The organism is Streptomyces orinoci (assembly GCF_003121295.1).
GTDB classification, from domain to species: domain Bacteria; phylum Actinomycetota; class Actinomycetes; order Streptomycetales; family Streptomycetaceae; genus Streptomyces; species Streptomyces orinoci.
The window spans coordinates 1-20084 of record NZ_PHNC01000031.1; the positions used below are offsets into that span (position 1 = coordinate 1).

At 65.5% G+C, this 20084-nt stretch carries 8 protein-coding genes and 5 rRNA genes; 3 read left to right on the forward strand and 10 right to left on the reverse strand.

The features are described 5' to 3' along the window. Both CV755_RS21970 and CV755_RS21975 read right to left on the reverse strand, forming a co-directional pair. Positions 1 to 957, reverse strand: a 23S ribosomal RNA gene (locus tag CV755_RS21970); the annotation flags it as partial. Positions 958 to 1239: 282 nt separating this feature from the next. Continuing rightward, positions 1240 to 2766, reverse strand: a 16S ribosomal RNA gene (locus tag CV755_RS21975). A gap of 713 nt (positions 2767 to 3479) precedes the next feature. Here CV755_RS21975 and trpS point away from each other — a divergent pair. Continuing rightward, positions 3480 to 4490, forward strand: coding sequence for a tryptophan--tRNA ligase (gene trpS, locus CV755_RS21985; RefSeq protein ID WP_109281870.1), 1011 nt, complete (start codon positions 3480 to 3482; stop codon positions 4488 to 4490). Between the two features lie 63 nt (positions 4491 to 4553). On the opposite strand, the gene proC is transcribed toward trpS, so the two are convergent. The 3 genes from proC to CV755_RS36765 all read right to left on the reverse strand — a co-directional run bounded on the left by proC (position 4554) and on the right by CV755_RS36765 (position 9297). Then, positions 4554 to 5363 (reverse strand): pyrroline-5-carboxylate reductase, encoded by an 810-nt coding sequence (gene proC, locus CV755_RS21990; RefSeq protein WP_109282036.1) that lies wholly within the window; start codon positions 5361 to 5363, stop codon positions 4554 to 4556. A gap of 134 nt (positions 5364 to 5497) precedes the next feature. Beyond that, positions 5498 to 6409 carry an NADP-dependent oxidoreductase gene (locus CV755_RS21995; RefSeq protein WP_109282037.1) on the reverse strand — a complete coding sequence of 304 codons (912 nt, stop codon included), beginning with the start codon at positions 6407 to 6409 and terminating at the stop codon, positions 5498 to 5500. Between the two features lie 104 nt (positions 6410 to 6513). Continuing rightward, a complete protein-coding gene (locus CV755_RS36765) occupies positions 6514 to 9297 on the reverse strand; it encodes an ATP-binding protein (protein WP_206608443.1) in 2784 nt (927 codons plus the stop codon). A gap of 112 nt (positions 9298 to 9409) precedes the next feature. Between CV755_RS36765 and CV755_RS22005 the strand changes: the two genes are divergently transcribed. Beyond that, the gene (locus CV755_RS22005) at positions 9410 to 10375 is read left to right on the forward strand and encodes an LLM class flavin-dependent oxidoreductase (RefSeq protein WP_109282039.1); all 966 of its coding nucleotides are present in this window, start codon (positions 9410 to 9412) and stop codon (positions 10373 to 10375) included. A 67-nt stretch (positions 10376 to 10442) separates the two neighbouring features. Here the strand turns inward: CV755_RS22005 and rrf are convergent. The 4 genes from rrf to CV755_RS22030 all read right to left on the reverse strand — a co-directional run bounded on the left by rrf (position 10443) and on the right by CV755_RS22030 (position 16628). Beyond that, positions 10443 to 10559 (reverse strand): 5S ribosomal RNA (gene rrf / locus CV755_RS22010). A gap of 71 nt (positions 10560 to 10630) precedes the next feature. After that, positions 10631 to 13750 (reverse strand): 23S ribosomal RNA (locus CV755_RS22015). A 280-nt stretch (positions 13751 to 14030) separates the two neighbouring features. After that, positions 14031 to 15556, reverse strand: a 16S ribosomal RNA gene (locus tag CV755_RS22020). Positions 15557 to 16079: 523 nt separating this feature from the next. Continuing rightward, positions 16080 to 16628, reverse strand: a complete 549-nt coding sequence (locus CV755_RS22030) for a MarR family winged helix-turn-helix transcriptional regulator (RefSeq protein ID WP_109282041.1) — start codon at positions 16626 to 16628, stop codon at positions 16080 to 16082. A 142-nt stretch (positions 16629 to 16770) separates the two neighbouring features. Here CV755_RS22030 and CV755_RS22035 point away from each other — a divergent pair, with 142 nt between their 5' ends. Further along, the gene (locus CV755_RS22035; protein WP_109282042.1) at positions 16771 to 18057 is read left to right on the forward strand and encodes an MFS transporter; all 1287 of its coding nucleotides are present in this window, start codon (positions 16771 to 16773) and stop codon (positions 18055 to 18057) included. Positions 18058 to 18239: 182 nt separating this feature from the next. Here the strand turns inward: CV755_RS22035 and CV755_RS22040 are convergent, their stop codons facing one another. Next, entirely contained in the window at positions 18240 to 19937 is a 1698-nt protein-coding gene (locus CV755_RS22040) for an ATP-binding SpoIIE family protein phosphatase (RefSeq protein ID WP_109282043.1), read from the reverse strand. Between the last annotated feature and the right edge of the window lie 147 nt (positions 19938 to 20084).

Consider the following 20084-nt stretch of genomic DNA (forward strand, 5'->3'; position numbering starts at 1 on the left):
CGGCAAGAAACACACGACGCTGCACCTAAATGCATTTCGGGGAGAACCAGCTATCACGGAGTTTGATTGGCCTTTCACCCCTAACCACAGGTCATCCCCCAGGTTTTCAACCCTGGTGGGTTCGGTCCTCCACGACCTCTTACAGCCGCTTCAACCTGCCCATGGCTAGATCACTCCGCTTCGGGTCTTGGGCGCGCTACTCTGGTCGCCCTATTCGGACTCGCTTTCGCTACGGCTTCCCCACACGGGTTAACCTCGCAACACACCGCAAACTCGCAGGCTCATTCTTCAAAAGGCACGCAGTCACGAGATGCCACAAAGTACATCCGACGCTCCCACGGCTTGTAGGCACACGGTTTCAGGTACTATTTCACTCCGCTCCCGCGGTACTTTTCACCATTCCCTCACGGTACTATCCGCTATCGGTCACCAGGGAATATTTAGGCTTAACGGGTGGTCCCGCCAGATTCACACGGGATTTCTCGGGCCCCGTGCTACTTGGGTGTCGCACAAGCAAGCCGCTAATGTTTCAGCTACGGGGGTCTTACCCTCTACGCCGGGCCTTCGCATGCCCTTCGCCTACATCAACGGTTTCTGACTCGCCTCCATGGCCGGCAGACCATGAAAGTGCGATCCCACAACCCCGCATACGCAACCCCTGCCGGGTATCACACGCATACGGTTTGGCCTCATCCGGTTTCGCTCGCCACTACTCCCGGGAATCACGGTTGTTTTCTCTTCCTGCGGGTACTGAGATGTTTCACTTCCCCGCGTTCCCTCCATACTGCCTATGTGTTCAGCAGTAGGTGACAGCCCATGACGACTGCCGGGTTTCCCATTCGGACACCCCCGGATCACAGCTCGGTTGACAGCTCCCCGGGGCCTATCGCGGCCTCCCACGTCCTTCATCGGTTCCTGGTGCCAAGGCATCCACCGTGCGCCCTTAAAAACTTGGCCACAGATGCTCGCCGTCCACTGTGCAGTTCTCAAACCAACGACCAGCCACCCATCACCCCACCCCAAAAAGGCGAGTTCACTGGGACCGGCAACTGAAGGACAACCATGACGGCCGTACCCTCAGATACCCAACAGCGTGCCCGGCCCAGCCTCCGAGAAGATTTCGCGTTCCACGCCGAAGCAGTACTAACGAACACCCCTGAGACTGTGCCGAATAGTCAACGTTCCACCCATGAGCAACCGTGCGAGACATTCGCTCGCAGTCGGCTATGTGCTCCTTAGAAAGGAGGTGATCCAGCCGCACCTTCCGGTACGGGCTACCTTGTTACGACTTCGTCCCAATCGCCAGTCCCACCTTCCGACGGCTCCCTCCACAAGGGTTGGGCACCGGCTTCGGGTGTTACCGACTTTCGTGACGTGACGGGCGGTGTGTACAAAGGCCCGGGAACGTATTCACCGCAGCAATGCTGATCTGCGATTACTAGCAACTCCAACTTCATGGGGTCGAGTTGCAGACCCCAATCCGAACTGAGACCGGCTTTTTGAGATTCGCTCCACCTCACGGTATCGCAGCTCATTGTACCGGCCATTGTAGCACGTGTGCAGCCCAAGACATAAGGGGCATGATGACTTGACGTCGTCCCCACCTTCCTCCGAGTTGACCCCGGCAGTCTCCTGTGAGTCCCCATCACCCCGAAAGGCATGCTGGCAACACAGAACAAGGGTTGCGCTCGTTGCGGACTTAACCCAACATCTCACGACACGAGCTGACGACAGCCATGCACCACCTGTACACCGACCACAAGGGGGGCACTATCTCTAGCACTTTCCGGTGTATGTCAAGCCTTGGTAAGGTTCTTCGCGTTGCGTCGAATTAAGCCACATGCTCCGCTGCTTGTGCGGGCCCCCGTCAATTCCTTTGAGTTTTAGCCTTGCGGCCGTACTCCCCAGGCGGGGAACTTAATGCGTTAGCTGCGGCACGGACAACGTGGAATGTCGCCCACACCTAGTTCCCAACGTTTACGGCGTGGACTACCAGGGTATCTAATCCTGTTCGCTCCCCACGCTTTCGCTCCTCAGCGTCAGTATCGGCCCAGAGATCCGCCTTCGCCACCGGTGTTCCTCCTGATATCTGCGCATTTCACCGCTACACCAGGAATTCCGATCTCCCCTACCGAACTCTAGCCTGCCCGTATCGAATGCAGACCCGGGGTTAAGCCCCGGGCTTTCACATCCGACGCGACAAGCCGCCTACGAGCTCTTTACGCCCAATAATTCCGGACAACGCTTGCGCCCTACGTATTACCGCGGCTGCTGGCACGTAGTTAGCCGGCGCTTCTTCTGCAGGTACCGTCACTTGCGCTTCTTCCCTGCTGAAAGAGGTTTACAACCCGAAGGCCGTCATCCCTCACGCGGCGTCGCTGCATCAGGCTTTCGCCCATTGTGCAATATTCCCCACTGCTGCCTCCCGTAGGAGTCTNGGCCGTGTCTCAGTCCCAGTGTGGCCGGTCGCCCTCTCAGGCCGGCTACCCGTCGTCGCCTTGGTAGGCCATCACCCCACCAACAAGCTGATAGGCCGCGGGCTCATCCTGCACCGCCGGAGCTTTCCACCACCAGGGATGCCCCCAGTAGTCGTATCCGGTATTAGACCCCGTTTCCAGGGCTTGTCCCAGAGTGCAGGGCAGATTGCCCACGTGTTACTCACCCGTTCGCCACTAATCCCCGGCCGAAACCGGTTCATCGTTCGACTTGCATGTGTTAAGCACGCCGCCAGCGTTCGTCCTGAGCCAGGATCAAACTCTCCGTGAATGTTTACCGGCCGCGTTTAATTAAAAACTGCCGGTGCACACACACGAGAGCGGAACAACCAGGCGGAATAAGCCCGGTCGTTCACAGCGTCCTCGCTGTGTATTTCAAAGGAACCTCACCCACCACAACGTGGTGGACGGGGTTATTTTATAGTCTGGCGTTGACTTTTGGCACGCTGTTGAGTTCTCAAGGAACGGACGCTTCCTTCGTACTCACCCTCTCGGGCTTTCCTCCGGGCGCTTCCCTTCGGTGTTTCCAACCTTACCAGATCCGATTTCTCGTTTCCGGCCCCCTGCTGGAGCGGGGTTTCTCGCCTTTTCGCTTTCGCGTCCCGGCGTGATCACTACTTTAGCGGATTTCCCCGGTGACTCCTAATCGAAGTCCGAGCCGGAATTCGGGCACGCCGAAATCCATCCCGTTCAGGGGCCGTGCAGTAGTGGATGCCGCCGGTGCGGCCAGAGGTGCCGCCCCGTCATCCGTATGGACGCCGTGGCAACCCGAAGAACTCTACACGAGGCTGTACGCACCATCAAATCCCTCGCGGAGGCCCCCTGCCCGGGGTACTGTCGTCCGCATGACCAAGCAGCATGCGCACACCCAACAGTGGTGGGCCGCCTAGGGCGGCCGGTTCTCGCATGCACTCAACGGCCGCCGCCTCGGCGGCCGTTTTTGCTGTCCGTGGCGGTGGTCCCGCACCTGGGGAGAAGGACACCATGACCACACGGACCACTCGGATCTTCAGCGGCGTCAAGCCCACCGGCCACCTCACCCTTGGCAACTACCTCGGCGCCATTCGCCAGTGGGTGGAATCCGACCAGCACCGGGCCGAGGCCCTGTTCTGCGTGGTCGATCTGCATGCGCTGACCGTGGATCACGACCCCGCCCGGGTGCGGCGGCTCAGCCGGCAGACGGCGACCCTGTTCCTGGCCGCCGGCCTGGACCCGGAGCTCTGCACGCTGTTTGTACAAAGCCATGTGGACGAGCACACCCGCCTCTCCTATCTCCTGGAGTGCACGGCCACCGATGGCGAGATGCGCCGGATGATCCAGTACAAGGAGAAATCGGTCCGCGAGCGGTCCACCGGAGGCAGCGTAAGGCTGTCCCTGCTGACCTATCCCGCGCTGATGGCGGCGGACATCCTCGCCTATGGCGCGGACGAGGTCCCGGTCGGCGACGACCAGGCCCAGCACGTCGAGCTGACCCGGGACCTGGCGGTCCGCTTCAACCAACGCTATGGGCACACCTTCACCGTGCCCCGGGCAGTGCTGCCGGAGGTCGCGTCCCGGGTGATGGACCTCCAGGACCCGACGTCCAAGATGGGCAAGTCGCACGCCGAGACCTCCGGCATCGTCTATCTGCTCGATGAACCGGAGGTGGTGCGCAAGAAGATCATGCGCGCGGTCACCGACAGCGGAAGCGATGTGGTCTACGACCGTGAGGCGCACCCGGGAGTGGCCAATCTGCTGGAGCTGCTGGCCTCCTGCACCGGCGACAAGCCCGCGGTGCTGGCCGAGCAGTACAGCTCGTACGGCGCGCTGAAGAGGGACACCGCCGAAGCGGTGGTCGAGCTGCTGCGTCCGGTGCAGGCACGGCACGCCGAGCTGTGCGCCGACCCGGGCACGGTGGACGCGGTGCTGCGTACCGGCGCCGAACGGGCCCGGGCGCTGGCCCGGCCGACTGTTGACGCGGCATACCGGGCCATCGGGCTGTTGCCCGCGGCTTGAAGTGAGAACACCGGCGGGGACGGGGCAGCGCCCGCGTCCCCGCCGGCCCAACCCTTCCGGTGGTCAGCCCTGTCCGGAAGCCAGTTCCCGGCTGCGGTCGCGGGCTGCCTCCAGGGCGGCGATCAGCGCATGCCGTACCCCGTGCTTCTCCAGCTCCCGGATGGCGCTGATGGTGGTACCGGCCGGGGAGGTCACCGCCTCACGCAGCTTGACCGGGTGCTCACCGCTGTCGCGGAGCATCACCGCGGCACCGATGGCCGCCTGGACGATCAGATCGTGGGCCTTGTCCCGGGGCAGGCCGAGCAGGATGCCGGCGTCCGTCATGGCCTCGACCAGGAAGTAGAAGTAGGCGGGGCCCGAACCGGACAGCGCGGTGGCCGCATCCTGCTGCGCCTCCGGCAGCCGAAGCGTCTTGCCCACCGGCTTGAAGATCGCCTCCGCCCGGAGCAGATGCTCCTCCCCGGCGTGACTGCCGGCCGAGATGACGGACATGCCCTCGTCCACCAGCACCGGCGTATTGGGCATCACCCGCACCACGGCCGTACCGGCCGGCAGCCGCTCCTCGAAGAAGGCGGTGGGCACGCCGGCCGCCGCGCTGATGACCAGCCGGTCAGCGGGCAGATGCGGGGCGAGCTCGGTCAGCAGGGCCGCCATGTCCTGTGGCTTCACGGCCAGAATCAGAGTGTCGGCACGTTTGGCCGCCTCCGCGTTATCCACCACCTGTACGCCGTAGCGCTCCCGGAGCGCTTCCGCACGCTCCGGGCGACGGGCGGTGCACATGAGGTCGGCCGGTGACCAGCCGGCCCGGATCATGCCACTCAGCAGGGCTTCACCGATCTTTCCGGTGCCGAGGACGGCGACCGTCTGGGGCATGGGCACGGACTGACTCACCTCTTCGCGGTACTGGGCGTACTGGGCAGCACGCAGGCCGCAATCCTGCCACTCACACCGGGCGGCATGCGGCGCCTTTACGGCCCGTCTGCCAAGGGCCCCGTACGCACACGCGGTCAGCCGACCAGCAGCACCACCTTGCCCCGGCCGTGCCCACGCTCCACGTCCCGCTGGGCGTCGGCGGCACGCTCCAGCGGATAGGCGGCGCGAATGTGCCAGGCCAGCTCGCCCCGTATATACCGCTCGGCCAGCTCGGCGAGACGCGCCGCCGACCGGGCCGGCGGGGTGGTCCGTACGCCGGCGGAGGCGGCGCGGTCGTGTTCAACCAGGGTCAGCATCCGGGAACGGTTCTTGACCAGGCCGAGCGAGAGGTCGAAGGCCTCGCCCCCCGCCCCGTCGATCACCATGTCCACGCCCTCCGGCGCCAGCCGGCGGATGCGATCGACCAGCCCGTCCCCGTACGCCACCGGGACGGCGCCCAGCGACCGCACATACTCATGGTTGGCCTCCCGGGCGGTGCCGATCACCATGGCGCCGGCCGCCCGGGCCAGCTGTACGGCCGAGGTGCCCACCGAACCGGCGGCACCATGCACCAGCAGTACCTCGCCGGGCCTCGGCGCCAGCACCTCCAGGGCGATATGCGCGGTCTGGTTGCCCGCGGTGAAACCGCCCGCGACCTCCCAGGACATCCCCTCCGGCTTACGGGCGATCTGATCTGCGGGCGAGACCAGCAGCTCGGCATAGGCTCCGAGCCGGCCGAAGCCCAGCACCTCGTCCCCTACCGCCCAGCCGGTGACGCCCGGCCCCACCTGGTCGATCACCCCGGCGAACTCATTGCCCGGGATCCGGGGCAGCGGCCCGGCCCCGGGCGGCGTCCAGCCGGAGCGAATGGCCACGTCATACGGCTGGACTCCGGCGGCCCGCACCCGGACCCGTACCTGTCCCGGACCCGCCTGCACCTCCGCGACCTCCTCCAGCCGCAGCACCTCCGCCCCTCCGGGCTGATGGAACACAATGGCTCGACTCATGGTCCGCTCCCTCCGCTGCCTGGTGATGCGACGCGCGATGTCGTCGTCGCTGGTCACGACCGTAGGCAGCGGGGCGGCACGGGGAATCCGTAGCGCTACGGTAGTCAGCGGGGCGGATCCGCCAGCAGGGCCGCCAGCTCTCTGCGGGACCCGATGCCGAGCTTTGGGTAGGCCTTGTAGAGGTGGTATTCGACCGTGCGCGAGCTGAGGAAGAGCCGGGCGGCGATGTCCCGGTTTCCCACCCCGCCGGCGGCCAGCCGGACCACCTGGCGCTCCTGCGGGGTCAGCGCACCCAGCGGATCGGGGCGCGCGACCGGCGCATCCAAGGTGTCATCACCCACCGCGCGCAACTCCACGCGGGCGCGCTCGGCCCAGGGTATGGCGCCCAGCCGCTTGAACTCCGCCAGCGCATGGCGCAGTTGGGGGCGTGCATCGGTTCGGCGACGCGCCCTGCGCAACCACTCTCCGTACAAGAGCTCGGTACGCGCCTGTTCAAACGGCCGTCCTCCCTCCCGATGCCGGGCCAACGCGGCCTGGTACCGCTTCTCGGCCTCCTCCTCCGGTCCCGTCAACGCCGCACAACGCAGCGCCATGGCACCGGCCCATGACTGCCCGCCCGCCTCGGCCCAGGCGGTGAAGGCCGCCAGCGGCCCGGCCGCCCGCTCCGGCACACCGGCCCGTACCGCCGCTTCCACCAGGTCACCGGTGGCGGGCAGCAGCGCCACGGCCGCCGCCGGCCCACTCCGGCGGGCGTCCTCCAGCCCGCACAGCGCCTGCTCATAACGGCCAAGGCCAAGATCCAGCAGGGCGACCGCGGCCGGCCCGGCGGCCCGCACACCGGCCGCGTCCAGCGCCCGCTCGTCCCCGGCCGACGCCGCGGTACGAGCCGATACCCGCGCGGCGACCGCCAGCAGCCGATCGCGCGGCGCCGCCGCCACATCCGCGATGGTCGCGGCGGCACTCTCCGCCTCATCGGCGATCGACTCGGCCTCCCGCTTACGGCCCGTCACCAGCTGGACGGTGGCCAGCGTGCCCAGCACATCGCCCAGCGAGAGCAGGGTGCTCCGGGCGAAACAGCGGACGGCCTCGGCAGCGGCCAGGTCCAGCGTGGCCTCGTCATCACCGGTCAGCACCGCACAGTCCATGGCCAGCAACCGGATCAGATGGGAGTCGGGGTTGTGATCGCGTACATCGGCCACAAAGCCCCGCAAGGTGTTCATCGCCCGGCGAACCATTGGCCAATCCTCTTGATCCACGGCGGTGTTGAGAGCGGCAACCGCCATAAGCGCCGCCTCGGGAAGATGCTCCGGCCCCAACCGCCCCGCAAGTTCGGCGACCCGGCGCACCAGCGCCCCGTCCGCCACGGCCCAGGCGCTGCGCCAGGCGAGCACCAGCAGCGGAACGGCGGCGTCACGGTGGACCGGCACCATGGGCTCGGCATGGTCCAGGAAGATGTACGCGGCCGCCCGCGGATCCCCGTTGGCATCCGCCACCGCGCCACGCACCATGCCCAGCCCGGCCCTCAGCCGACGGTCGGCGGTCAGCTCCAGGGCCTGTCCGGCCAGCTCACCGGCCTGGTCGACCCGCCCGGTGGTGACCGCCACCTGCGCCGCGGACAACAGCCGGCGGGCGCGCTCCCCTGCTGTCGCGCTGAGCTCGGCCGCCCGTAGCCGGCCGGCGATGGACGCGGCGAACGCCCCGCGCTCCCAGGCCGATTGGCCAACCCGCTCCAGCCGGGACGCGACCTCCTCGTCCGGCCCGTCGGCGGCCGCGGCCAGATGCCAGGCAATACGGTCCGGGCACCGGTCGGCATCGAGCACGTCGGCCAGCGCCCGGTGCGCGGCACGGCGCTCGGCGGGCTCGGCGCCCTGGTAGGCGGCCGCACGGATCAACGGATGCCGGAATCGCAGAATGCCGTCCCAACCACCCTGACTGCTCCCGGTATTCCCGTTCCCCCCGAGGTGGATCAGCCCGGCGTGCTCGGCTGCCCGCAGCTCCTCGGCTCCGGCTCCGAGCCTGCCCGCCGCCGCCAGCACGGTGCCAAGCTCACCGCTGCCCTCGGCCGCCGCGACCAGCAGCACGGTACGGGCCCCAAGAGCCTCGATCCTGGCCTGGTACTCCACCAACAGCCGGTTGGGCACCGGCAGTTCATCCGGCAGCGGAGCGGCACCCGCCTGCTGGGCGGTGGTCAGTGCGCTCGGCAGCTCGACCAGAGCCAGCGGATGGCCGCCGGACTGGACGATCACCCGCTCCCGGACCGGCGCCGCCAGCCCCGGCACCCGTTCGGCCAGCAACTCCCCGGCCGCGGTGGCATCGAGGGAGGCAAGGCGCAAATCCGGAATGCCCGCGGCCAATGGCCGCAGCTCGGCGGGGAGCGGATCACGGGCCGCCAGCAGAAAGGCGATGGGCTCGCCCTCCAGCCGGCGCGCGGCGAACAGCAGGGCCTCGGCGGAGGACGGGTCCAGCCACTGCACATCGTCCACCAGGCAGAGCAGCGGCTGTTCGGCAGCGAGGTGGGAGAGCAGGGTAAGCACCGCCAGGCCGGTGCGAAAACGGTCCTCCGGCGCTTCGTCGGCCAGCCCCAACGCCCCACAGAGCGCCCGCCGTTGCGGACCTGGCAGTGCGGCGAGCCGCTCCTCGGTCAGCACCGGGCGCAACAGCAGATGCAGTGCGGCAAACGGCAGCCTTGCCTCCGCCTCCACCCCGGTGGCCCGCAGCACCCGGACCGCGCTGCCGGCCGTACCCGCCCGGCGAGCGGCCTCACCCAGCAGCGCGGATTTACCGATCCCCGCGATTCCATGTATCAGCAGGGCACCACCCTGCCCGTCCCATGCCCGCTCTAACAGCCCCGCGACCGCGGACTGTTCCGCGTCCCGCCCATACAGCAACGTTTCCCCCTCCCTTGGCCCCATGGCCTCCGGGGACCGCGGGACCCATGGTCCCGGGCGCCCGTAGTCCTACGGATTCGCCAACCAACCCGGGAAGCCTACGTTTTCCAGCATGCTTCGAACCAAGATCGGCGTCTTCGCCCCGGCCCTGACCCTCGACCCCGCCGCCGCTCCCGGAGAGACCGTGGAAGCGGCCCGGCTGGCCGAGGAACTGGGCTTTGAATCCTTCTGGACCAGCGATCTGCTCACCGGCCGCTGCCCCATGCTCGATCCCCTGCTGCTCCTGGCCACGGCCGCCTCGGTCACCACCCGGCTGCGCCTGGGTACCGCCGCATTGGTACCGGCCCTGCAGCCGTTGCCCGTACTGGCCCAGCGGCTGGCAACGCTGCAGTTCCTGTCCGGCGGGCGGCTGATGTTGGGGTGTGACGCGGGCGACGGCACCTGGGCCCGGTGGCGGGGCGGGCTCAAAGACCAGGCCGCTTGGCGGGCCTTGGACATTCCCTTTGAAGAACGGGACACCAGGACGGATGCCACGCTCGCCCGGCTGCCCGGTGTTCTGCGCGGTGAACCGGGTCTACTCGACCCGGAGCAGCCGGAGTTGGCCCTTTCCATTCCCGCCGCGGTGCCGCCACTGCTGATCGGAGGTGAAACGGAAACGGCGCTACGAAGGGTGGTGACCCATGGCGACCACTGGTTCCCGGCCCTTACCTCTCCGGCTTCATTGCGCACCGGCCTGGCACACCTTGGGAAACTGGCGCAGGAAACCGGACGGCCCATGCCGGGCGTCACCATCGCCCAGCCCTTCGGCCTGGGTGACGACGTCGGCCGTCCCCTGATACCCAACCAGGCGGATGCGGTGGCCCAGGTCTATGGCTTCCCGGACGACCGGGCCAAGGCCCTGCTCATTGGCGGCAGCCCGCAGCAGGCGGCGGAACACATCGCGGAGTTCATCGAGGCCGGCGCGGACCGAATCGTCTTCAGCACCTATGACCCGGCCTGGCACAAGCAATACGAATTGCTGGCGGAGGCGGTGGCACTGCTCGGCGACCAGATCCCTGAATCCCATGAATTCCACTGAACGCGCCTGAACGCAAAAATGCCTCAGGGGCGATCCATCAAATGAATCGCCCCTGAGGCTAAAAATTGTTCGGCGGCGTCCTACTCTCCCACACGGTCCCCCATGCAGTACCATCGGCGCTGAAAGGCTTAGCTTCCGGGTTCGGAATGTAACCGGGCGTTTCCCTAACGCAATGACCACCGAAACACTATGAAACAGACAACCGGCTTTTGGTTGTTCGTGGTTTCAGAACCAACACAGTGGACGCGAGCAACTGAGGACAAGCCCTCGGCCTATTAGTACCAGTCAGCTCCAACCGTTACCGGTCTTCCACACCTGGCCTATCAACCCAGTCGTCTACTGGGAGCCTTACCCCATCAAGTGGGTGGGAGCCCTCATCTCGAAGCAGGCTTCCCGCTTAGATGCTTTCAGCGGTTATCCCTCCCGAACGTAGCCAACCAGCCATGCCCTTGGCAGGACAACTGGCACACCAGAGGTTCGTCCGTCCCGGTCCTCTCGTACTAGGGACAGCCCTTCTCAAGACTCCTACGCGCACAGCGGATAGGGACCGAACTGTCTCACGACGTTCTAAACCCAGCTCGCGTACCGCTTTAATGGGCGAACAGCCCAACCCTTGGGACCGACTCCAGCCCCAGGATGCGACGAGCCGACATCGAGGTGCCAAACCATCCCGTCGATATGGACTCTTGGGGAAGATCAGCCTGTTATCCCCGGGGTACCTTTTATCCGTTGAGCGACGGCGCTTCCACAAGCCACCGCCGGATCACTAGTCCCGACTTTCGTCCCTGCTCGACCCGTCGGTCTCACAGTCAAGCTCCCTTGTGCACTTACACTCAACACCTGATTACCAACCAGGCTGAGGGAACCTTTGGGCGCCTCCGTTACCCTTTAGGAGGCAACCGCCCCAGTTAAACTACCCACCAGACACTGTCCCTGATCCGGATCACGGACCCAGGTTAGACATCCAGCACGACCAGAGTGGTATTTCAACGACGACTCCACACACACTGGCGTGCATGCTTCACAGTCTCCCACCTATCCTACACAAGCCGAACCGAACACCAATATCAAGCTATAGTAAAGGTCCCGGGGTCTTTCCGTCCTGCTGCGCGAAACGAGCATCTTTACTCGTAGTGCAATTTCACCGGGCCTATGGTTGAGACAGTCGAGAAGTCGTTACGCCATTCGTGCAGGTCGGAACTTACCCGACAAGGAATTTCGCTACCTTAGGATGGTTATAGTTACCACCGCCGTTTACTGGCGCTTAAGTTCTCAGCTTCGCCCCACCGAAATGGAGCTAACCGGTCCCCTTAACGTTCCAGCACCGGGCAGGCGTCAGTCCGTATACATCGCCTTACGGCTTCGCACGGACCTGTGTTTTTAGTAAACAGTCGCTTCTCGCTGGTCTCTGCGGCCACACCCAGCTCAGAGAGCGTGTCTCATCACCGGACATGGCCCCCCTTCTCCCGAAGTTACGGGGGCATTTTGCCGAGTTCCTTAACCATAGTTCACCCGAACGCCTCGGTATTCTCTACCTGACCACCTGAGTCGGTTTAGGGTACGGGCCGCCATGAAACTCGCTAGAGGCTTTTCTCGACAGCATAGGATCATCCACTTCACCACAATCGGCTCGGCATCAGGTCTCAGACTATGTGTCACGCGGATTTGCCTACGTGACGTCCTACACCCTTACCCCGGGACAACCACCGCCCGGGCTGGACTACCTTCCTGCGTCACCCCATCGCTCACCTACTACAGGTCTGGTCCGTCGGCTCCACCACTCCCCTCAACTCCGAAGAGATCAGGGCGGCTTCACGGACTTAGCATCGCCTGGTTCAGCGCTGGCGCTTCAAAGCGGGTACCGGAATATCAACCGGTTGTCCATCGACTACGCCTGTCGGCCTCGCCTTAGGTCCCGACTTACCCTGGGCAGATCAGCTTGACCCAGGAACCCTTAGTCAATCGGCGCAAGAGTTTCCCACTCTTGTATCGCTACTCATGCCTGCATTCTCACTCGTGAACCGTCCACAACTACCTTCCGGCGCTGCTTCACCCGGCACACGACGCTCCCCTACCCATCACAGCCACCGTTAGATGTACATGCTGCAATGACACGACTTCGGCGGTACGCTTGAGCCCCGCTACATTGTCGGCGCGGAATCACTTGACCAGTGAGCTATTACGCACTCTTTCAAGGGTGGCTGCTTCTAAGCCAACCTCCTGGTTGTCTCTGCGACTCCACATCCTTTCCCACTTAGCGTACGCTTAGGGGCCTTAGTCGATGCTCTGGGCTGTTTCCCTCTCGACCATGGAGCTTATCCCCCACAGTCTCACTGCCGCGCTCTCACTTACCGGCATTCGGAGTTTGGCTAAGGTCAGTAACCCGGTAGGGCCCATCGCCTATCCAGTGCTCTACCTCCGGCAAGAAACACACGACGCTGCACCTAAATGCATTTCGGGGAGAACCAGCTATCACGGAGTTTGATTGGCCTTTCACCCCTAACCACAGGTCATCCCCCAGGTTTTCAACCCTGGTGGGTTCGGTCCTCCACGACCTCTTACAGCCGCTTCAACCTGCCCATGGCTAGATCACTCCGCTTCGGGTCTTGGGCGCGCTACTCTGGTCGCCCTATTCGGACTCGCTTTCGCTACGGCTTCCCCACACGGGTTAACCTCGCAACACACCGCAAACTCGCAGGCTCATTCTTCAAAAGGCACGCAGTCACGAGATGCACAAAGTACATCCGACGCTCCCACGGCTTGTAGGCACACGGTTTCAGGTACTATTTCACTCCGCTCCCGCGGTACTTTTCACCATTCCCTCACGGTACTATCCGCTATCGGTCACCAGGGAATATTTAGGCTTAACGGGTGGTCCCGCCAGATTCACACGGGATTTCTCGGGCCCCGTGCTACTTGGGTGTCGCACAAGCAAGCCGCTAATGTTTCAGCTACGGGGGTCTTACCCTCTACGCCGGGCCTTTCGCATGCCCTTCGCCTACATCAACGGTTTCTGACTCGCCTCATGGCCGGCAGACCATGAAAGTGCGATCCCACAACCCCGCATACGCAACCCCTGCCGGGTATCACACGCATACGGTTTGGCCTCATCCGGTTTCGCTCGCCACTACTCCCGGAATCACGGTTGTTTTCTCTTCCTGCGGGTACTGAGATGTTTCACTTCCCCGCGTTCCCTCCATACTGCCTATGTGTTCAGCAGTAGGTGACAGCCCATGACGACTGCCGGGTTTCCCCATTCGGACACCCCCGGATCACAGCTCGGTTGACAGCTCCCCGGGGCCTATCGCGGCCTCCCACGTCCTTCATCGGTTCCTGGTGCCAAGGCATCCACCGTGCGCCCTTAAAAACTTGGCCACAGATGCTCGCGTCCACTGTGCAGTTCTCAAACAACGACCAGCCACCCATCACCCCACCCCAAAAAGGCGAGTTCACTGGGACCGGCAACTGAAGGACAACCATGACGGCCGTACCCTCAGATACCCAACAGCGTGCCCGGCCCAGCCTCCGAGAAGATTTCGCGTTCCACGCCGAAGCAGTACTAACGAACACCCCTGAGACTGTGCCGAATAGTCAACGTTCCACCCATGAGCAACCGTGCGAGACATTCGCTCGCAGTCGGCTATGTGCTCCTTAGAAAGGAGGTGATCCAGCCGCACCTTCCGGTACGGCTACCTTGTTACGACTTCGTCCCAATCGCCAGTCCCACCTTCGACGGCTCCCTCCACAAGGGTTGGGCCACCGGCTTCGGGTGTTACCGACTTTCGTGACGTGACGGGCGGTGTGTACAAGGCCCGGGAACGTATTCACCGCAGCAATGCTGATCTGCGATTACTAGCAACTCCAACTTCATGGGGTCGAGTTGCAGACCCCAATCCGAACTGAGACCGGCTTTTTGAGATTCGCTCCACCTCACGGTATCGCAGCTCATTGTACCGGCCATTGTAGCACGTGTGCAGCCCAAGACATAAGGGGCATGATGACTTGACGTCGTCCCCACCTTCCTCCGAGTTGACCCCGGCAGTCTCCTGTGAGTCCCCATCACCCCGAAAGGCATGCTGGCAACACAGAACAAGGGTTGCGCTCGTTGCGGGACTTAACCCAACATCTCACGACACGAGCTGACGACAGCCATGCACCACCTGTACACCGACCACAAGGGGGGCACTATCTCTAGCACTTTCCGGTGTATGTCAAGCCTTGGTAAGGTTCTTCGCGTTGCGTCGAATTAAGCCACATGCTCCGCTGCTTGTGCGGGCCCCCGTCAATTCCTTTGAGTTTTAGCCTTGCGGCCGTACTCCCCAGGCGGGGAACTTAATGCGTTAGCTGCGGCACGGACAACGTGGAATGTCGCCCACACCTAGTTCCCAACGTTTACGGCGTGGACTACCAGGGTATCTAATCCTGTTCGCTCCCCACGCTTTCGCTCCTCAGCGTCAGTATCGGCCCAGAGATCCGCCTTCGCCACCGGTGTTCCTCCTGATATCTGCGCATTTCACCGCTACACCAGGAATTCCGATCTCCCCTACCGAACTCTAGCCTGCCCGTATCGAATGCAGACCCGGGGTTAAGCCCCGGGCTTTCACATCCGACGCGACAAGCCGCCTACGAGCTCTTTACGCCCAATAATTCCGGACAACGCTTGCGCCCTACGTATTACCGCGGCTGCTGGCACGTAGTTAGCCGGCGCTTCTTCTGCAGGTACCGTCACTTGCGCTTCTTCCCTGCTGAAAGAGGTTTACAACCCGAAGGCCGTCATCCCTCACGCGGCGTCGCTGCATCAGGCTTTCGCCCATTGTGCAATATTCCCCACTGCTGCCTCCCGTAGGAGTCTGGGCCGTGTCTCAGTCCCAGTGTGGCCGGTCGCCCTCTCAGGCCGGCTACCCGTCGTCGCCTTGGTAGGCCATCACCCCACCAACAAGCTGATAGGCCGCGGGCTCATCCTGCACCGCCGGAGCTTTCCACCACCAGGGATGCCCCCAGTAGTCGTATCCGGTATTAGACCCCGTTTCCAGGGCTTGTCCCAGAGTGCAGGGCAGATTGCCCACGTGTTACTCACCCGTTCGCCACTAATCCCCGGCCGAAACCGGTTCATCGTTCGACTTGCATGTGTTAAGCACGCCGCCAGCGTTCGTCCTGAGCCAGGATCAAACTCTCCGTGAATGTTTACCGGATATCCGGTGCACACACACGAGAGCGGAACAACCAGGCGGAATAAGCCCGGTCGTTCACAGCGTCCTCGCTGTGTTTTTCAAAGGAACCTCACCCACCACAACGTGGTGGACGGGGTTGTTTTATAGTCTGGCGTTGACTTTTGGCACGCTGTTGAGTTCTCAAGGAACGGACGCTTCCTTCGTACTCACCCTCTCGGGCTTTCCTCCGGGCGCTTCCCTTCGGTGTTTCCAACCTTACCAGATCCGATTTCTCGTTTCCGGCCCCCTGCTGGAGCGGGGTTTCTCGCCTTTTCGCTTTCGCGTCCCGGCGTGATCACTACTTTAGCGGATTTCCCCGGTGACTCCTAATCGAAGTCCGAGCCGGAATTCGGGCACGCCGAAATCCATCCCGTTCAGGGGCCGTGCAGTAGTGGATGCCGCCGGTGCGGCCAGAGGTGCCGCCGTGAAACCCTGAAGGGTCCGTGGCAGCTCGGAGAACATTACGGGTCTGCCGAACCGGTGTCAACCCTGGTTCAGTCAAGGTCACTCAGACGCCCGTCGGCGTCCGGCTGGGCGTTCTCCACCCGGCGCAGCAGGCGCGTCAGCAGTTCGCCCAGCTTGCCCCGGTCCTCGGCGGAGAGGTCCTGGAGCAGCTCCTCCTCGAAGACGGTGGCCATGCGCATGGCGTCCATCCACTTATGGCGGCCGCTCTGGGTGAGGCCGACGATCACTCGTACCCGGTTGCTCTCGTCCCGTTCCCGGGTGACCAGTCCTTCGGCGACCATCCGGTCGATGCGGTGGGTCATCGCGGCGGGAGTGAGGCCGAGCCGCTTGGCCAGGTCGCCCGGGCCCATGCGGTAGGGGTCGCCGGCCAGGACCAGGGCCTTGAGGACCTCCCACTCGGCGTTGCTTATGCCGAGCTCCGCCGTCTGCCTGCCATAGGCGACGTTCATACGCCGGTTGAGGCGGCTGAGGGCCGAGACGACCTGCTCGACCTGGGGGTCGAGGTCCTGGAACTCGCGCTGATAGGCGGCGATCTGGTCTTCGAGGCTCGGCTCGGCGGAGCCCGGGATGTCAGCCATGGCCCGCAGTATGACACGGCCGTTGACGCTAAAGCCCTTTGATGTGTACTCTTTAACTTCGAAGTTTAGAGTTGAAGTCTTTGAGCCTGGACTGTTGCGCTCTGTGCCGGTCCAGGCTCTCTCCTGACCTAGGAAGGTGAGTGTGACCACCGCGATGGGCGCAGCACTGCGCCGGATCCAGTTGGGCAACGCGTTGAGCGCGTTCGGCAACGGTTTCACCGTCCCGTTCCTGTTCGTCTATGTGTCGCAGGTACGGGGTCTCGGGGCGAGTACGGCAGGCGTCGTGCTCGCGACCTTTGCCGTGGCCGCTCTTGTTGTGCTGCCGTTCATCGGTCGGGTGATCGACCGACGGGGTCCGCTGCCTGTCGCCGTCGCGGGTACGGTCTCCGCCGCCATCGGGTCGATGGGGCTCGGCCTGGCCGACACCAAGGAGCTGGTGGTGGCGGCCGCCGCCGCGCTGGGCGCGGGTATAGCGGTCGTCCAGCCCTCGCTGGCGACCATGATCGTCTGGTGTTCCACCACGGCCACCCGCTCCCGGGCCTTCGCCATGCAGTTCTTCCTCAACAACCTCGGGCTGGGTGTGGGCGGTCTGCTCGGCGGGCAGCTGGTGGACACCTCCAATGCAGGCAGCTTTGTCCGGCTGTTCGCCATCGAGGCCGTGATGTTCCTGGTCCTGGGCGCCACCGTGGCGACCGTCCGGCTGCCCAAGGCGCCCAAGGTGGAGGACGCGATACCCAGCGACCGCTCCGCCGGGGGCGGCTGGCGGGCCCTGGTGGCCGACCGGGCCATGGTGCAGCTGCTGGTGCTGGGCTTTGTGATGTTCTTCGCCTGCTACGGCCAGTTCGAGTCCGGGCTGGCGGCCTTCGCGGTGGATGTCACCCGGATATCGCCCGCCACCCTGGGCATGGCCCTGGCGGCCAACACCGCGGCCATCGTGCTGGCCCAATTTGTGATGCTCAAGCTGGTGGAGCGGCGCCGCCGCAGCCGGGTGATCGCGACGGTGGGGCTGATATGGACGGCGGCCTGGCTGGCCGCCGGCTTCTCCGGGCTGGTCCCCGGGGCGCATGCCCTGGCGACCACCCTGCTGATCTCCACCTATGCCCTGTTCGGTCTGGGTGAGTCGATGCTGTCGCCGACCATGGCCCCGCTGGTGGCCGACCTCGCGCCGACTCGCCTGGTCGGGCAGTACAACTCGGCGTTTGCCCTGGTCAAGCAGCTGGCGCTGGCAGCCGGTCCGGCGGCCGGCGGGATGATGGCCGGTGCCGGGATGTACGCGGCGTACATCGTGCTGCTGATCTTCTGCTCGCTGGGCATCACGGTGCTGGCGCTGCGGCTGGGCCGCCGGCTCACCCCCGCCCAGGAGAATCCGCTGCGGCACACGGTCGTCCAGCGACGGGTGCCCTCGGACCGTGAGCTGGTGGCCGCCTGAGCGCTCCGCCGGAAGTGCGGGGCGGCGTCAGCCGTGGATGAGAGTCGTGGCTGGTCGCGCCCCGGCGGCGGAGCCGCATGGTGGACAGCGTCCATACCCTTCACCCTTCGCGGCGCCGTCAGGCCGCACCGGGCTGCGCATCCGGCCATGACCCGGTGACGGGCGTCACCCGGCGGTCCGTGTCATAGGTGGCCTGCCGTGGCCGGGAGGGCGAATTCGCACCAGACCGCCTTGCCTCCGCCGGGCGTCCGCCGGGACCCCCAGGAGGAGGCAATGGTGGCGATGATCGAGATGCCCCGCCCGGCCTCGTCCGCCGGTTCGGCGCGCCGCCGCCGGGGCAGGTGGTCGTCCCCGTCGGTGACCTCGATGATCAGCCGCCGGTCGGTGCGCCGCAGCCGCAGCCGCATCGGCGGGGTGCCGTGCTGGAGCGAGTTGGCCACCAGCTCGCTCGCCGCCAGAACCCCCAGGTCCCGCAGGTCGGCGGGGAACCGCCAGCTGGCCAGCACCCCCGAGGCGAAGGCCCGGGCCCGGGGCGCGGCCTCCACCCCGCCGAGCAGCTCCAGCGCGGCGTTGTGGAAGAGCTCCGCGTCGTGCCCGGTACGCGCGGGGTGCTGGAGGACCAGGACGGCGACATCGTCATCGTGCTCTTCGGTGATGCCCATGGTGCGGATCAGCCGGTCGCACATCACCTGGGGCGAGCCGGTGGCGCCGGCGAAGGCCCGCTCCAGGGCGGCCACGCCCTCGTCGATGTCCTGGTTGCGCCGCTCCACCAGGCCGTCGGTGTAGAGGACGGCACTGGAGCCGGGCCCCAGCGGCATCGAGCCCGAGGTGTGCAGCCAGCCGCCGGTGCCCAGCGGCGGCCCGGTGGGCTCGGCGGCGCGGTGGACCACGCCGTCCGGGTCGCGGACCAGGATCGGCAGATGCCCGGCGGAGGCGTAGACCAGCCGTCCCTCGTTGGGGTCGTGCACGGCGTAGACGCAGGTGGCGATCTGGGTGGCGTCGATCTCGGCGGCCAGCCCGTCCAGCAGTTGCAGCACCTCGTGCGGTGGCAGATCCAGCCGGGCGTAGGCCCGTACCGCCGTGCGCAGCTGGCCCATCACGGCGGCGGCCCGTACCCCGCGGCCCATCACATCGCCGATGACCAGCGCGGTGCGTCCGGCGCCCAGGGTGATCACGTCGTACCAGTCACCGCCCACCGCGGTGTCCTGGCCGCCGGGCTGGTAGGTGGCGGCGACCCGGAGGTCGTCCGGCTGTTCCAGCTCCTGGGGCAGCAGGCTGCGCTGCAGGGTGACGGCGGCCTCCCGCTGGCGGCGTTCGCTGGCGCGCAGCCGCTCGGCGGCCTCCACCTGGTCGGTGACATCGGCGGCGAAGACCAGCACCCCGGACTGGTGGCGCGGTGCGCCCTCGCCCGCCGCGATCTGGATGGGTGAGCAGGTGAAGGTGTAGTAGCTGTGCCGGGCGGCGGGTTCGGCGGTGGTGACCCGGCGGGACTTCACCGTGCGCGGCCGGCCGCTGCGCAGCACCTGGTCCATCAGCGGCAGCAGGCCCAGCTCCGCCAGCTCGGGCAGGGCCTCCCGGGCGGGCATGCCGAGGGTGCGCGGGCCGAAGGTCGCGGCATAGGAGTCATTGACATAGGCGAGGCGGTGGTCGGCGCCGTGCACCACCGCGACCAGGGCCGGGACCTGGCCGAGGATGTCGTGCACACAGAGCCCGCCGAGGGCGGGCACGGCACCGGCGGGGTGCGGGGCGGTCTCGGCGCGGGCCGCCGGGACGGAGCCGCCGGCGGCCGGGGCCGCCGCGGCGGTCGTACGGTCGGCGGCCCGCGCCGCTGCTCGGCGCTGTGTTCCGGGGAGCCGGGCGCTCCAGCGGGTGAAGTTCACTGAGGATTACCTCGCGGAGTCGTGCCGGATCAGCTCGGCGACATGCGGTGGCGCGGTCGGGCGCCCGGTGCGGGGCCACGGTCGGCGATGCGGGGTCCGGGCCCCGGGGATGTGCGGCACGCGTCCAAACCCTCATGATCGTTACTC